At 68.1% G+C, this 13,998-nt stretch carries 13 protein-coding genes and 1 riboswitch; of the genes, 9 read left to right on the forward strand and 4 right to left on the reverse strand.

The window, feature by feature from the left end:
* Positions 1 to 2 precede the first annotated feature (2 nt).
* From KHC28_RS04270 to KHC28_RS04280, 3 genes are read left to right on the forward strand one after another with little or no spacing between them, the layout of a single operon-like run.
* Positions 3 to 1,442, forward strand: coding sequence for a cytochrome ubiquinol oxidase subunit I (locus KHC28_RS04270; protein WP_214007086.1), 1,440 nt, complete (start codon positions 3 to 5; stop codon positions 1,440 to 1,442).
* Position 1,443: 1 nt separating this feature from the next.
* Complete coding sequence (locus tag KHC28_RS04275; RefSeq protein WP_214007087.1) at positions 1,444 to 2,493, forward strand: cytochrome d ubiquinol oxidase subunit II; 1,050 nt, start codon at positions 1,444 to 1,446, stop codon at positions 2,491 to 2,493.
* Positions 2,490 to 2,678, forward strand: coding sequence for a hypothetical protein (locus KHC28_RS04280; protein WP_214007088.1), 189 nt, complete (start codon positions 2,490 to 2,492; stop codon positions 2,676 to 2,678). The genes KHC28_RS04275 and KHC28_RS04280 overlap by 4 nt, the downstream gene beginning before the upstream one ends.
* Positions 2,679 to 2,690: 12 nt before the next feature.
* Here KHC28_RS04280 and radC read toward each other — a convergent pair whose 3' ends face one another.
* From radC to KHC28_RS04295, 3 genes are all read right to left on the reverse strand, one after another.
* The gene (radC, locus tag KHC28_RS04285; RefSeq protein WP_214007089.1) at positions 2,691 to 3,392 is read right to left on the reverse strand and encodes a RadC family protein; all 702 of its coding nucleotides are present in this window, start codon (positions 3,390 to 3,392) and stop codon (positions 2,691 to 2,693) included.
* A 94-nt stretch (positions 3,393 to 3,486) separates the two neighbouring features.
* Positions 3,487 to 4,311: a type I methionyl aminopeptidase gene (gene map, locus KHC28_RS04290; protein ID WP_214007090.1), complete on the reverse strand. Its 825-nt coding sequence runs from the start codon at positions 4,309 to 4,311 to the stop codon at positions 3,487 to 3,489.
* 135 nt (positions 4,312 to 4,446) lie between these two features.
* Positions 4,447 to 5,610, reverse strand: a complete 1,164-nt coding sequence (locus KHC28_RS04295) for a GNAT family N-acetyltransferase (protein WP_214007091.1) — start codon at positions 5,608 to 5,610, stop codon at positions 4,447 to 4,449.
* A 145-nt stretch (positions 5,611 to 5,755) separates the two neighbouring features.
* Here KHC28_RS04295 and KHC28_RS04300 point away from each other — a divergent pair, with 145 nt between their 5' ends.
* The 3 genes from KHC28_RS04300 to KHC28_RS04310 all read left to right on the forward strand — a co-directional run bounded on the left by KHC28_RS04300 (position 5,756) and on the right by KHC28_RS04310 (position 9,088).
* On the forward strand, positions 5,756 to 6,958 hold the full coding sequence (locus KHC28_RS04300) for a pyridoxal phosphate-dependent aminotransferase (protein WP_214007092.1): 1,203 nt from the start codon (positions 5,756 to 5,758) through the stop codon (positions 6,956 to 6,958).
* Between the two features lie 139 nt (positions 6,959 to 7,097).
* Positions 7,098 to 8,006: a sugar kinase gene (locus KHC28_RS04305; protein ID WP_214007093.1), complete on the forward strand. Its 909-nt coding sequence runs from the start codon at positions 7,098 to 7,100 to the stop codon at positions 8,004 to 8,006.
* Positions 8,007 to 8,200: 194 nt separating this feature from the next.
* Positions 8,201 to 9,088, forward strand: coding sequence for a cation diffusion facilitator family transporter (locus tag KHC28_RS04310; RefSeq protein ID WP_214007094.1), 888 nt, complete (start codon positions 8,201 to 8,203; stop codon positions 9,086 to 9,088).
* 122 nt (positions 9,089 to 9,210) lie between these two features.
* Here the strand turns inward: KHC28_RS04310 and KHC28_RS04315 are convergent, their stop codons facing one another.
* Positions 9,211 to 10,449, reverse strand: coding sequence for a lytic murein transglycosylase (locus KHC28_RS04315; RefSeq protein WP_214007095.1), 1,239 nt, complete (start codon positions 10,447 to 10,449; stop codon positions 9,211 to 9,213).
* A 136-nt stretch (positions 10,450 to 10,585) separates the two neighbouring features.
* Positions 10,586 to 10,715, forward strand: a riboswitch (TPP riboswitch).
* 78 nt (positions 10,716 to 10,793) lie between these two features.
* Here KHC28_RS04315 and thiC point away from each other — a divergent pair.
* The 3 genes from thiC (at position 10,794) to KHC28_RS04330 (ending at position 13,906) form a co-directional block, all read left to right on the forward strand.
* Positions 10,794 to 12,665: a phosphomethylpyrimidine synthase ThiC gene (gene thiC / locus KHC28_RS04320; RefSeq protein ID WP_246564275.1), complete on the forward strand. Its 1,872-nt coding sequence runs from the start codon at positions 10,794 to 10,796 to the stop codon at positions 12,663 to 12,665.
* 126 nt (positions 12,666 to 12,791) lie between these two features.
* A complete protein-coding gene (locus tag KHC28_RS04325; RefSeq protein WP_214007096.1) occupies positions 12,792 to 13,478 on the forward strand; it encodes a DJ-1/PfpI family protein in 687 nt (228 codons plus the stop codon).
* The gene (locus KHC28_RS04330) at positions 13,475 to 13,906 is read left to right on the forward strand and encodes an NUDIX hydrolase (RefSeq protein ID WP_214007097.1); all 432 of its coding nucleotides are present in this window, start codon (positions 13,475 to 13,477) and stop codon (positions 13,904 to 13,906) included. The genes KHC28_RS04325 and KHC28_RS04330 overlap by 4 nt, the downstream gene beginning before the upstream one ends.
* Positions 13,907 to 13,998 lie beyond the last annotated feature (92 nt).

Below are 13,998 nucleotides of genomic sequence, written 5' to 3' on the forward strand. Positions count from 1 at the left end.
GGATGGACGCGGTCGAACTCGCCCGGGCGCAATTCGCCTTCACCATCGGCTTCCACATTCTCTGGCCGACCTTGTCCATCGGCCTCGCCTGGTTCTGCACCCTGCTCAGCCTGCTGTGGTGGCGCACCGGCCGGCCGGTCTATCGCGACCTGATGCGGTTCTGGATCCGGCTGTTCGCCCTCAGCTTCGGCATGGGGGTCATCACCGGCATCGTGCTCAGCTACGAGATCGGCACCAACTGGGCCGGCTTCTCCCGTTCGGTGTCGAACGTGCTCGGCCCGATGTTCATGTACGAGACGCTGACCGCCTTCTTCCTGGAGGCCGGCTTCATCGGAATCATGCTGTTCGGCGAGGGGCGTGTATCGAAGGGCACGCACTTTTTCGCCTGCCTGATGGTCTCCTCCGGCGCGCTGTTCAGCGCTACCTGGATCATCGCTGCCAATAGCTGGATGCAGACACCGGCCGGCGCGGTGGCCGATGCCGACGGCATCTTCCATGTGGTGGACTGGTGGCAGGCGGTCTTCACCGCCTCCTTCCCCTATCGCCTCGCCCATATGGTCTGCGCCAGCTTCCTCACCGGCTCCTTCGTGGTGGCGGGCGTCTCGGCCTTCCATCTGTGGCGGCGCCAGCACCTTGCCGCCTCGCGCACCGCCTTCTCGATGGCGATGTGGCTGGCGCTGGTGCTCGCCCCCACCCAGATCGCGCTGGGCGACTTGCATGGCCGCAACACGCTGGAGAACCAGCCGGTGAAGCTCGCCGCCATGGAAGGGCTGTGGGACACGACGAAAGGACCGGCGATGACCGTCATCGCCTGGCCGGACATGGCGGAGCAGAAGAACCTCTACGCCCTCGACATCCCCCACCTCGCCAGCCTCTACCTCACCCATAGCTGGGACGGCGAGGTCGAGGGGCTGAAGACGGTGCCGCCATCCGACCAGCCCAACGTGCCGCTGGTGTTCTTCGCCTTCCGCATCATGGTCGGCATCGGCCTCGCGCTGCTGGCCACCGCCGTCACCGGGTTGGCGCTGCGGCTGCGCGGGCGGCTGTTCTACGCCCGCTGGTTCCAGCTCCTCGCCATGGCGACCACCCCGCTCGGTTTCCTCGGCGTGCTCGCCGGCTGGACTGTGACCGAGGCCGGGCGCCAGCCCTGGATCGTCTACGGCCATCTGCGCACCGCCGATGCGGTGGCTCCCGTCACCGCCGGGGCGGTGACCACCAGCCTGATCATCTTCTTCGCCGTCTACAACGTGCTGCTGCTCAGCTTCGTCTGGTTCGCCGGGCGGCTGGCGCTCAAGGGGCCGGCCGATAGCTCGGTGCCGTCCCGCGAGCATGTCGGCCTCGATCGCACCAATGCCGGCCTTTCGGCCGCATCGTCCACCTCACCGGCCTCGCTGTCGTCCTCATCGACGGCGCCCGCCACCCTCGAACAGGCAGGAGCCTGAGATGCTCGAGCTCATGCAGAATCCCCATGTGCCGCTGGCCTTCGCCGCTCTCGCGGCGTTCTGCGTCAGCGTCTATGTGCTGGCCGACGGCCTCGATCTCGGGGTGGGCATCCTCTTCCTCGCCGCCCCCCGCGACGACCAGCGCGACCTGATGATGGCCTCGATCGAGCCGGTGTGGGACGCCAACGAGACCTGGCTGGTGATGGGCGGCACGCTGCTCATCGCCACCTTCCCGGCCGGCTACTACGTTCTTCTGCCTGCGTTTTATCTGCCGATCATGTTCATGCTGTTCGCGCTGATCTTCCGCGGCATCGCCTTTGAGTTCCGCCTCCAGGCGACCCGCTTCCGCTTCGTCTGGGACATCGCCTTCGCCGCCGGCTCCATTTTGGCAACCCTTTGCCAGGGCCTGATTCTCGGCGGGCTGATCGGTGGCGTGCCGATGCAGGACGGCATGTTCTCCGGCGGCCCGTTCAGCTTCTTCTCCCTGCTCGGCCTCATGTGCGGCATCGGACTTCTCGGCGGCTACGCGCTGATCGGCGCCGGTTGGCTGATCTGGAAAACCGTTGGTTCCACTCAGGTTTTCGCCCGCGAGATCGCCCATGCCGCGCTGATCCTCACCGCGGTGATGATGGCGCTGGTCAGTCTGTGGAGCGCACTGACCGTGCCCGAGGTGGCGGCCCGCTGGTTCGCTTTGCCGAACCTGCTGTTGCTCGCGCCGGTGCCGCTGGCGACGCTCGCCGTGCTCGTCGCCATCTGGCGCGGCATCTGGGAGGGCGCCGAGCCGCGCACCTTCCTGCTGTCGCTGATGGTGTTCGCTCTCGGCCTCGTGGGCCTCGTCGTCAGCCTGTGGCCCTATGTGGTACCGCGCCACGTGACCGTCTGGGACGGCGCGGCCGACCCGCAAACCCTTGGATTCATTGCCATAGGGCTCGTCGTCATCCTGCCGATCGTCCTCGCCTATCAGGCGCATGCCTATTGGGTATTCCGCGGCAAGGTGGAACCGCATGCCGGCGGCTATGGCGAGGCGGCGATGGGGAGCCCGCATCCATGAACCCCGCCCTCGCGCTCGCACCCATCCTCGCCGGGCTGATCGTCCTGTTCGTCGGCGCCACCGTGCTGGTGCAGCGCCCGGCATCGCGCCCCCTGCTGGTTGGCGCCTGTCTGCTGCTTGATGTCGCGCTGCTCGGCGCCGGGCTGGTGCTGCTGCCCTTCGCCCTGCCGCTAAGCGGCTTTTGAGGCCAGGCGCCGCTAGATCAGCCGCAGGCCCTTGAGGCTGGCATGGCCGTCCTTGCCGACGATGATGTGGTCATGCACCTCGATGCCGAACGGCTTCGCCACATCGATGATGGTCTTGGTCATCGAGATATCGGCGCTCGACGGGGTCGGGTCGCCGCTCGGGTGGTTGTGGACAAGGATGACCGCGCTCGCCGACACTTCCAGCGCCCGCTTGACCACCTCGCGCGGATAGACCGGCGTATGATCCACCGTCCCGCTCTGCTGCACCTCGTCGAGGATGAGCTGGTTGCGTTTGTCGAGGAACAGCACACGGAACTGCTCGCGGTCGGCGAAGGCCATCGAGGCGCGGCAATGGGCGATCACCGCGCTCCACGAAGACAGCACCGGCCGCGCCCGCATCTGCGCCCGCGTCACCCGCTGCACCGCCGCGCCGATCAGCTGAAATTCGGTGATGATCGCCTCGCCGACGCCCTTGAACTCGCGCAGGCGCGCCGGCGGGGCGGCGATCACCTCGGCGAAGGAGCCGAAGCGCTCGACCAGCTTCTTGGCGAGCGGCTTGACGTCCGCGCGCGGCACGGCGCGGAACAGCACGAGCTCGAGCAGTTCGTAGTCCGGCAGCGCCTCCCCGCCCCCGGAGCGGAAGCGCTCGCGCAGCCGCTCACGGTGGCCGGTGAAATGGGGCTCATAGTCGGCCGACCCTGCGCGCTCGGACATCCCGGCTTCCGCCGATACGGCCTCGGACGGCACGGTTTCGGACGTCGGCGTCTCGTCAAAGCCCGGCTTAGGCCTCATCCGCCGCCCCGGCCGCTCAGCCGCCGAAGATCGGCTTGTGATAGCCCTTCGGCGACAGGGTGAAGATCTCCACCCCGGTCTCGGTCACGCCGACCGAATGCTCGAACTGGGCGGAGAGCGCACGGTCGCGCGTCACCGCCGTCCAGCCGTCCGACAGCACCTTCACATGCGGCCGGCCGAGATTGATCATCGGCTCGACGGTGAAGATCATCCCCGGCATCAGTTCCGGGCCTTCGCCCCGGCGGCCGACATGCACGATGTTCGGCTCGTCGTGGAACAACTGGCCGACGCCGTGGCCGCAGAAGTCCCGCACCACGCTCATATGCAGCGGCTCGACAAAGTCCTGGATCGCCGCGCCGATGTCGCCGACATGGCCACCCGGCCTGATCGCCGCGATGCCACGCATCATCGATTCGTAGGTCACGTCCAGCAGCCGCTCGGCCCGGCGCGGGATCTCGCCCACCGGGTACATGCGGCTCGAATCGCCGTACCAGCCGTTATAGATCAGCGTGACGTCGACATTGACGATGTCGCCCTCGCGCAGCGGCTTCTCGTTGGGAATGCCGTGGCAGACCACATGGTTGATCGAGGTGCAAGTCGACTTGCGGTAGCCGCGATACATCAGCGTCGCCGGGATGGCGCCGTTGTCCATGCCGAATTCGAACACCAGATTGTCGATCGCCTCGGTGCTGACGCCCGGCGCGACCATCTCGTGCACGAGATCGAGCGCCTCGGCGGCCAGCCGCCCGGCACGGCGCATGCCCTCGAAGCCTTCCGGCCCGTGCAGGCGGATCTGACCGGTTTTCCTCAGCGGCGCGGCGGCCGCTTCAACATAGCTCATCGCAGGCAAGTCCAGATTCGTCGCGGGCCGATACCCGCCATTTCCAGTCGCCGAATGTAAGCGATCCGCCGGCGCACGCAAGGAAACAAGGTCGCGAGGTGCCCCCTTCCCCTCGCCCGCGCCGGACGTCCGCGTTCAGCCGAGCGCCTTCGCCATGTGGACGAGACGCCGGTCCGGCATCTGTTCCACCCGCTCGATGGAATAGCCCTTGCGGCGATACCAGTTGATGTTGGCCGACAGCGGCTCGCCGGTATAAAGCCGCACCACCCCACGCCCCAGCGCCTGCGCGCGCGCGTCGGCGGCGGCGAGCAGCACATTGCCGAGGCCCGATCCCTGCGCCATCGGCGAGATGGCTAGGCTGTCGAGCAGCAGGTCCTCCGCCCGCGGTTCCAGGATCAGCACCGCCGACAAAGCGGTGGCGCCGTCGACCACCCACACCTCGCGCTCGCGGAACACCTGGGCGTAGTCCCACAGCAGCGGCACCGGCTCGACCCCGAGAAGGATGCGGTTCTTGGCATAGGCGCGCCGCTGCACCTCTTCCACCGTCGGCAGGTCGGCAAGGCTGGCCCGCCGCAGCCGGATGTCGCCGACCTCGATCTGATCGGCATTGAAGACGCCGAGCGAGGCGAGCTGACGCCCCTCGGCGTCGAAATTCTCCGGTGCCAGCCAATGCGCGAAGGCGTGGGCGCGCTGCGGCCATTCGCCGTCCAGCATGGAGAACCAGGCGGTATCGCGATTGCGGCCCTTGACGATCATGTGCTGGCGGAAGACGCCCTCGAAGCGGAAGCCGTACCGCAGGGCGGCACGGCGCGAGGGGGCGTTGAGCGCGTTGCACTTCCACTCGTAGCGCCGATAGCCCAGCGTCTCGAAGACGTGGCGCGCCATCAGTTCCATCGCCTCGGTGCCGCCCGGGGTGCGCATCAGCGCCGGGGTGTAGAGGATGTTGCCGACCTCGATCACCCGGTTGGCCGGATCGATGCGCATGAAGGTGGCGTGCCCCACCGCCTCGCCGCTCGCCTTGTCGATGATGGCATAGAGCAGCGGGTCGTCCTTCTGCGCCGCTGCGGCGTAATAGGCCTCGAACGCGGCATAGTCCTCGAAGGGCGCTGCCCCGAGATAGGCCCAGAGCTGCTCCTTCTCCGGCCCGTGCGAGCGCTCATAGAGCGCCGGGCCGTGCGTGCCGACGTCGAACGGCACGATGCCGACATGCCGACCGGTGAGCGCGATACGCTGAGGCCGCGCCGCCGGCCGGGAATCCACCACCTCTCCCAGAGTCAGGTCGAACGCATCAGTGCTCATTGAAAGATCCCGGCGTCACGCGCATTGAACGGTTAGGACGGAGAGAACAGCTTGAAGCCCGCCCCGTTCATGTGACACCAATGGCGAAACTACAAGCAATTTGCGGTCGTCCCGCGCCCTATCAACGCCAGCACAGAATAATCCCGTGACATCGCCCATCTCCCCCATCCGTCCCATCTCGGCCTTCGAGCGCATCGGCGAGGAGAATGCCTTCGCGGTACTCGCCCGCGCGGCAGCGCTCGCCGGCGAGGGGCGCGACATCATCAATCTCGGCATCGGCCAGCCCGATTTCCGCACGCCCGACCACATTGTCGAGGCGGCGATCAAGGCGCTGCGCGACGGCGAGCACGGCTACACGCCGTCCATCGGCATCGCGCCGCTGCGCGAGGCCGTCGCGGCCGACATTCACCGCCGCCACGGCACCACGATCGATCCCGGCCGGGTCGTCATCGTGCCCGGCGGCAAGGTGACGATGTTCGCCGCCATCCTCATGCTCGGCGAGCCGGGGGCGGAGATCCTCTATCCCGATCCCGGCTTCCCGATCTATCGCTCGATGATCGAGTTCACCGGCGCCACGCCGGTGCCGGTACCGATCCGCGAGGAGAACGGCTTCGCCTTCTCCGCCGAGGAGACGCTGGCGCTCATCACCCCGCGCACCCGGTTGCTCATCCTCAACTCGCCCGCCAATCCCACCGGCGGCGTGACGCCGAAGGCGGAGATCGACGCGCTGGTCGCCGGACTGGAGCATCACCCGCACGTCGCCATCCTCTCCGACGAGATCTACGACCAGTTCCTGTTCGACGGCGAGGAGCACACCACCCTGCTCGCCTATCCCGAGATCCGCGACCGGCTGATCCTGCTCAATGGCTGGTCCAAGACCTATGCGATGACCGGCTGGCGCATGGGCTGGGCGCTGTGGCCGCCGGCATTATTCGAGGCGGTGCGCAAGCTCAGCGTCAACGCCTGGTCCTGCGTCAATTCCCCCGCCCAGTTCGGCGCGCTGGCCGCCCTCACCGGCCCGCAGGACTGCGTCAAGGCGATGGTCGCCGAGTTCGACGCCCGCCGGAAGCTGGTGGTCGACGGGCTGAACGCGCTGCCGGGCGTCGCCTGCGCCACGCCGAAGGGGGCGTTCTACGCCTTCCCGAATGTCTCGGGCACGGGCTGGAACTCGGCAAAGGCACTGGCCAACGCCCTGCTCGAAAAAGCCGGCGTTGCCACCATCGGCGGCCCGGATTTCGGTGTGTTCGGCGAGGGCTATATCCGCCTGTCCTATGCCAATTCGGCGGAAAACATCCGCCGGGCGCTGGAGCGGATGGGCGACTTCCTCACCTCGGCGCGGGCCGCCTGAGGCGCGGGAAAGGCCGCCACATCGAAGCTTGGCGAGAGCCCATTCGGCGTCGCGGGTTGCCGCGGCCGCCGATTGAGGCGAACCTGCGCGCGAATCCCGGGCGCCGGAAATGGCGCCCCCGCAGCAGGAGAAAGAGTCCATGGCAAAGGTAGTTTCCATCGGCGAGGTCATGGTCGAGTTCTCCCGCGGCGCCGATGCGCGCTACGGGCTCGGCATTGGCGGCGATACCTTCAACACCGCCGTCTATCTCGCCCGCGCCGGCGTCGAGGTTGGCTATGCCACCGCACTGGGCGACGACCGCTATTCCGAACAGATCGTCGCCGCCGCCGAGGCGGAGAACATCGGCACCAAGCAGATCCTGCGCGCACCCGGCCGCATGCCCGGCCTCTATGTCATCGACACCGACACCTTCGGCGAGCGCACCTTCAGCTATTGGCGCGACAACGCCCCGGCCCGCGAGCTGTTCGAGCTACCCGGCTGGGAGCGCGTCGCCGAGGCGATCATCGAGGCGCAACTGGTCTATCTCTCCGGCATCACGCTCTCGATCTACTCCAATGTCGGCCTCGGGCGCCTGCTGGCGACACTGGAATTCGCCCGCGAGCGCGGCGCCAAAGTGGTGTTCGACGGCAATTACCGCCCGCGCAACTGGCGCGGCGACGTCGCCCGCGCCCGCACCGTCTATGCCCAGGCGCTGAAGCGCTCCACCCTCGCCTTGCCGACCTTCGAGGACGAGGCGATGCTGTGGAACGATGGCTCGCCGGCCGCCACCGCCGAGCGTCTGTCGACCTTCGGCGTCGACGAGATCGTGGTGAAGAACGGCGCCGAGGGAGCGCTGGTGGTCTCGGGCGGCACCTCCCAGCTGGTCGCGATCGCCGAGCCGGTGACCCCGGTCGACACCACCGCCGCCGGCGACAGCTTCAACGCCGCCTATCTCGCCGCGCGCCTCGACGGCAAGCCGCCGGTCATGGCGGCGGAAGCCGGCCATGCGCTGGCCGGCCGGGTGATCCAGCATCGCGGCGCCATCCTGCCGCGCACCGCCCATGCCTGATGGTCGTTCATGACACAGCAAGCCGCGACATTACCGGGCACAAGCCCGTCACATGACGGCGGCCAAGCTTGCCAGCTCGCCTGCTAACGCTCCTGCGAACCAGTTGCAAACCTTTGTCCTGGCTTGATTTTCACGTACCGACTGTCTAATCGGACGACCCCGGCGCGCGGGCGTCATCGGAACGGAATGAGCGGATGGAACGGTCCTTGCGGCTGGCGGCCGGCAGCGTGGTCGTCAGCATCGTGGTGCTGGCACTGAAATATGTCGCCTACCGGCTGACCGGCAGCATCGCGCTCTATTCCGATGCGCTGGAAAGCCTGGTTAATGTCAGCACCGCCATCGCCGCGCTGATCGCGCTCAAGGTCAGCGCCCGCCCGGCCGACGCCGCCCATCCCTATGGCTATGCCAAGGCGGAATATTTCTCGGCCGTCATCGTCGGCGTGCTCATCGTGGTCGCCGCGCTGTCGATCTTCCGCGAGGTGTATTTCGCCTGGGAGGAACCGCACGTCCTCGACCCGTCGATCAACGGCCTCGGCGCCAACGCGCTGGCCAGCGTCATCAATGCGGCCTGGTGCTGGGTGTTGATCCGCGAGGGCGGGCGCCTGCGCTCCCCCGCGCTTGTGGCCGACGGCAAGCACCTCTTCACCGACGTCATCTCTTCCGCCGCCGTGCTGGCCGGCATCGCCATCGCCATCGGCACCGGCTACCAGAAGGCCGACCTCGTCCTCGCCGCGCTGGTGGCGGTGAACATCCTGTGGTCGGGCTATGGCGTGCTGAAGGAAAGCATCGGCGGGCTGATGGACCAGGCGGTGCCGGCCGAGACGCTGGGGCGCATCCGCGCGCGCATCGCCGAGGAGGCCACCGGCGCCATCGAGGCTCATGATGTGCGGACCCGTCAGGCAGGGCGCATGACGTTCGTCGATTTCCACCTCGTCGTGCCCGGCGAGATGCCGGTGAGCGAGGCGCACGCCATCTGCGACCGGATCGAGGATGCGCTGGAGGCCGAGGTCGCCGACATCCTCGTCAACATCCATGTCGAGCCGGAGGCCAAGGCCAAGCAGGCCGGCATCCCCGTGCTCTAGAGCCCTTTCCGATCAGGCGGAATGACCTGATCGATAAGAAAGGGCTCTATATTCAATAAGCTAGAGCAGGCTCCAGCCCCGGCTCCGCGTCCGTCCATTCTGCTGGGCTCAGCGCCAAGCCGTCATCGACCCGCCTTCAGTGCGGCGAGCAGTTCCGGCGTCGGGTAGGAATCGGCCGGCAGGCCGAGCCGCTGCTGCTCCACCCTGACCGCCTGCCGGGTCGCCGCGCCGGCGATGCCGTCGACCCGCCCGACATGGTGGCCGCGCGCGTTCAGGAGCCGCTGCAGCTCGACCACCTGCGCCTGCGACAGCACCGGAATCGCCTTGCCCTGCCCACGATTATAAGCCGGCGCACCGTCCACCCGCGTGGCGAGATAGGCCGCCGAGGTGGCGTAGGTCAGCGAGTTGTTCCACTCGGTGAACACGTCGAAATTGGGATAGGCGAGGAAGGCCGGCCCCAGCCGCCCCATCGGCAGCAACACCGAGGCCGGCAGGCTGTCCGCCGGCAGCGGCGCGCCATTGGCCCGCGTCACGCCGAACCGCGCCCATTGCGAGCGCGGCAGCTTGGTCGCGAGGTCGGTCTGCTCCCAGGGCAGGTTGGACGGCACCCGCACTTCCTCCAGCCAGGGCTGGCCGCGCCGCCAGCCGAGCGCCTTGATGTAGTTGGCCGCCGAGGCGAGCGCGTCCGGCGTCGAGCGGATGAGATCGACGCGCCCGTCGCCGTCGAAATCGACGCCGTAGTTCCAGTAGTGGTCGGGCAGGAACTGGAACTGCCCGAGCTCGCCGGCCCAGGGCCCGCGCATGGTCTGGGGAGTGAGGTCGCCTCGATCGATAATCTTCAGCGCCGACATAAGCTGGGTGCGGAACACGTCGGCGCGGCGGCAGTCCCAGGCCAGCGAGGCGATCGAGCGCAGGCTCGGCTTGTCACCCATGAAGGCACCGAAATCGGTCTCCAGCCCCCAGAACGCCACCAGCACCGCGCCGGGCACGCCGTATTGCTGCTCGATATGGTCGAACAGCGCCTGGTTCTTCTGGATCAGCGCCCGCCCCTGCTGGATGCGATAGTTCGCGACCATGCGGTCGGAGAACTGGAAGAAGCTCTGCCCGAACACCTTCTGCCCGCGATCGGTGCCGACGATGTCGGGGGCGTAGGTGATGCCGTTCAGCGCCGCCGCGACCGTGCGGGCCGACACGCCCTGCGCGATCGCCTGCTGCTTGAAGCCGGCGAGCCACTGGTCGAAACCGTTGCCATTATTGCCGCAGGCCGCCTGCGCCAGGGCGGCGGCTGGAACGGCGATCGTCATCGCTGCCGCAGCGATCAGAGAGGCGAGACGGTTACGATTCATCAGCTTCGTGCGCATGGGGGTCCCTGGGAATTCTCGATGAGTCGGGCCTGCGAATCGCCGCCCTAGAGGCAGGACGTCGACGACATGGCGATGAATGCTAGCAACTCCGGGCGCGGTTGACAGCGTCCGAAACCTTCGACGACTATGCCCGCGTCGTTCCAAGGGGAGCCCCGCGACGGGGCTGAGAGATCGCCAGGGCGGGCCGAAAGGCCGGCCGCCGCGATGACCCTTCGAACCTGATCCGGGTCATGCCGGCGAAGGGATCGGAACCGAAGGGCCTCCCGCATGCCGTGCGGAATCCCTTCCCTCCCCAACGTCATACGCCCGGATCTCCCAACCACTGGTTCAGGAGATCCATCATGCCGACCAACAATCCCGACACCCCCAATGTCCCTGACGGGAAAGCCGTCCCGAGCGCCCTCGGCGTCGCTACCGGGCCGATCCCCGGCTCGCGCCGGCTCTATGTGGAATGCCCCGCACGCGGCCTGCGCGTGCCGTTCCGCGAGGTCCTGCTCTCGCCCGCCGCCGGCGAGCCCAACCTCGCCGTCTACGATGCCTCCGGCCCCTACACTGACGAAACCGCCGCCATCGACATCGCCGCCGGCCTCGCCCGCCCGCGCGACGCCTGGGTGTGGGCTCGCGGCGACGTCGAAGCTGGCACCGGCCGCGCGGTGAAGCCGGAGGACAATGGCAACGTCCCGGATGAGAAGCTCGTCACGCCCTTCCCGCTCCGCCACCGCCCGTTGCGCGCCCGAGGGGGAGCTGCCGTCACCCAGATGGCCTATGCCCGCCGCGGCATCGTCACGCCGGAGATGGAATATGTCGCCATTCGCGAGAACGGCCTGCGCGACCGCCTCGGCCCCCTCATCCGCGACGGCGAGGATTTCGGCGCCGCCATCCCCGATATCGTGACGCCGGAATTCGTACGCGACGAGGTGGCGCGCGGACGCGCCGTCATCCCGGCTAACATCAATCATGGCGAGTTGGAGCCGATGGCGATCGGCCGCAACTTCCTGGTCAAGATCAACGCCAATATCGGCAATTCCGCCGTCACCTCCTCGGTCGCCGAGGAGGTCGACAAGATGGTGTGGGCGATCCGCTGGGGCGCCGACACGGTGATGGACCTTTCCACCGGCCGCAACATCCACAACATCCGCGAATGGATCATCCGCAACGCGCCGGTGCCCATCGGCACCGTGCCGATCTACCAGGCGCTGGAGAAGGTCGGCGGCGTCGCCGAGGACCTGAGCTGGGAGGTGTTCCGCGACACGCTGATCGAGCAGGCCGAGCAGGGCGTCGACTATTTCACCATCCATGCCGGCGTGCGGCTGCCCTATGTCCCGCTCACCGCCAATCGCGTCACCGGCATCGTCTCGCGCGGCGGCTCGATCATGGCCAAGTGGTGCCTCGCCCACCACCGCGAGAGCTTCCTTTATGAGCGTTTCGCCGAGATCTGCGAGATCATGCGCGCCTATGACGTCACCTTCTCGCTCGGCGACGGGCTGCGCCCCGGCTCCATCGCCGACGCCAACGACGCTGCGCAGTTCGCCGAGCTGGAGACGCTGGGCGAGCTGACGCAGATCGCCTGGGCGAACGACTGCCAGGTTATGATCGAAGGCCCCGGCCATGTGCCAATGCACAAGATCAAGGCCAACATGGACAAGCAGCTCAGCGTCTGCGGCGAGGCGCCATTCTACACGCTCGGGCCGCTGACCACCGACATCGCGCCGGGCTACGACCACATCACCTCGGCGATCGGCGCGGCGATGATCGGCTGGTTCGGCACTGCCATGCTCTGCTACGTCACCCCGAAGGAGCATCTCGGCCTGCCGAACCGCGACGACGTGAAGACCGGCGTCATCACCTACAAGATCGCCGCCCATGCCGCCGACCTCGCCAAGGGCCATCCGACGGCGCGGGCCTGGGATGACGCACTCTCCCGCGCCCGATTCGACTTCCGCTGGCAGGACCAGTTCAACCTCGCGCTCGACCCGGGCACCGCAACGGCTTTCCACGACGAGACGCTGCCGAAGGAGGCGCACAAGCTGGCGCATTTCTGCTCGATGTGCGGGCCGAAATTCTGCTCGATGAAGATCAGCCAGGAGATTCGGGCCGAGGCCCGCGCAGCCGAAACTGAGGCAAGCCTGGCCAGCGATGGCATGGCCGATATGTCCCGGCGCTTCCGCGCCGGCGGCGGCGCGCTCTACCGTCCCGTTCCCGCGGCAGAGTGAACGCCTGGCTGAACACTCGGCGCGCCGGCCCCCGAGTCGGCGCGTCCCTTGCCGCAGGGCCATATTGACCCGGCGGGCTCCCGGATCGAAGAAGGCTGGAAAGCTCCGGTCGGTGCGAGGTCCCCCATGAATGTCGTCATGCTGCTCTATCCCAACCTCACGCAGCTCGATCTCACCGGCCCGTTCGAGGTATTCTCACGGTTTGCCGAGCTCCGGCGCCACTTGGTGTGGAAAACCCTCGATCCCATCGTCGATAGCGGCGGCCTGCGGCTGCTGCCGAGCGTCACCTTCGCCGATTGCCCGCCGGCCGACATCCTGTTCGTGCCGGGCGGCCCCGGCCAGCTGGCGCTGATGGAAGATGCCGAGACGCTGGATTTCCTGCGCCGGCAGGCGGCCGGCGCGCAGTACGTCACCTCTGTCTGCACGGGATCGCTGGTGCTCGCCGCCGCCGGCCTACTGGGCGGACGGCGCGCCACCTCGCACTGGCTGTCGCTGGACCAGCTCGCCCTGTTGGGCGCCCAGCCGGTCGCCGAGCGCGTGGTGATGGACGGCAACGTGGTCACCGGCGCTGGCGTCACCTCCGGCATCGACTTCGCACTGACGCTGACCGCCCATATTTTCGGCCGCGAGCGGGCGGAGCGGGCGCAGCTCTTCATGGAGTACGATCCGGCGCCGCCCTTTCCCGGCGGCTCGCCCGCGAGCAGCGATCCCTCCCTCACCGCGCTGATTCGGGCCGAGACCAGCGCCTTCCAGGAGACGCGGCGCGCGGTCGCCCGGCGGGTTGCCGCGGCCGCGCGGGACGACCGCGCATGAACCCGGTCCGCCCCGTCGCCGCCGTGCTCGCGGTCGTCATCCGCGACGCGCGCCTCCTCCTGGTGCGCCGTGCCAATCCGCCGGACCAGGGGCGCTGGGGCTATCCGGGCGGGCGAATCGAGTGGGGCGAGCCGTTCCGCGACGCCGCCCTGCGCGAGCTGATGGAGGAGACCGGCATCGCCGCCGATTCGCCGGAGCTGATCGACGTGCTCGACTTCATCGAGGCCGATGCGGCCGGGACGCTCGCGCATCATTTCGCGATGATCGCGGTCGCCTGCCGCTGGCGGTCCGGCGAGGGCGAGGCCGCCGACGACGCGCTGGAGACCGGCTGGTTCACTCTTCCCGAGGTCGAGCGGATGGGACGCGCCGCCAGCGACAAGGTCGGTGTCATCGCCCGGCGGGCCCTGCGCCTGCCGCCGTCGGACTGAGCCTCCGCAAACGAAAAGGGCCTCCCGAAGGAGGCCCTGCCGTAGCGTGGTGTCGGCGCGGGAATTGCCGAGGCGCCCCCGCGCCGGATGCG

It is taken from the genome of Ancylobacter sonchi (assembly GCF_018390695.1).
Lineage (GTDB): Bacteria > Pseudomonadota > Alphaproteobacteria > Rhizobiales > Xanthobacteraceae > Ancylobacter > Ancylobacter sonchi.

Excerpts from the sequence above, each read along its gene's own strand:
- KHC28_RS04270 (WP_214007086.1), top strand. The coding sequence starts at position 3 with ATGGACGCGGTCGAACTCGCCCGGGCGCAATTCGCCTTCACCATCGGC.
- KHC28_RS04275 (WP_214007087.1), top strand. The coding sequence starts at position 1,444 with ATGCTCGAGCTCATGCAGAATCCCCATGTGCCGCTGGCCTTCGCCGCT.
- KHC28_RS04280 (WP_214007088.1), top strand. The coding sequence starts at position 2,490 with ATGAACCCCGCCCTCGCGCTCGCACCCATCCTCGCCGGGCTGATCGTC.
- radC (WP_214007089.1), bottom strand. The coding sequence starts at position 3,392 with ATGTCCGAGCGCGCAGGGTCGGCCGACTATGAGCCCCATTTCACCGGC.
- map (WP_214007090.1), bottom strand. The coding sequence starts at position 4,311 with ATGAGCTATGTTGAAGCGGCCGCCGCGCCGCTGAGGAAAACCGGTCAG.
- KHC28_RS04295 (WP_214007091.1), bottom strand. The coding sequence starts at position 5,610 with ATGAGCACTGATGCGTTCGACCTGACTCTGGGAGAGGTGGTGGATTCC.
- KHC28_RS04305 (WP_214007093.1), top strand. The coding sequence starts at position 7,098 with ATGGCAAAGGTAGTTTCCATCGGCGAGGTCATGGTCGAGTTCTCCCGC.
- KHC28_RS04310 (WP_214007094.1), top strand. The coding sequence starts at position 8,201 with ATGGAACGGTCCTTGCGGCTGGCGGCCGGCAGCGTGGTCGTCAGCATC.
- KHC28_RS04315 (WP_214007095.1), bottom strand. The coding sequence starts at position 10,449 with ATGCGCACGAAGCTGATGAATCGTAACCGTCTCGCCTCTCTGATCGCT.
- thiC (WP_246564275.1), top strand. The coding sequence starts at position 10,794 with ATGCCGACCAACAATCCCGACACCCCCAATGTCCCTGACGGGAAAGCC.
- KHC28_RS04325 (WP_214007096.1), top strand. The coding sequence starts at position 12,792 with ATGAATGTCGTCATGCTGCTCTATCCCAACCTCACGCAGCTCGATCTC.
- KHC28_RS04330 (WP_214007097.1), top strand. The coding sequence starts at position 13,475 with ATGAACCCGGTCCGCCCCGTCGCCGCCGTGCTCGCGGTCGTCATCCGC.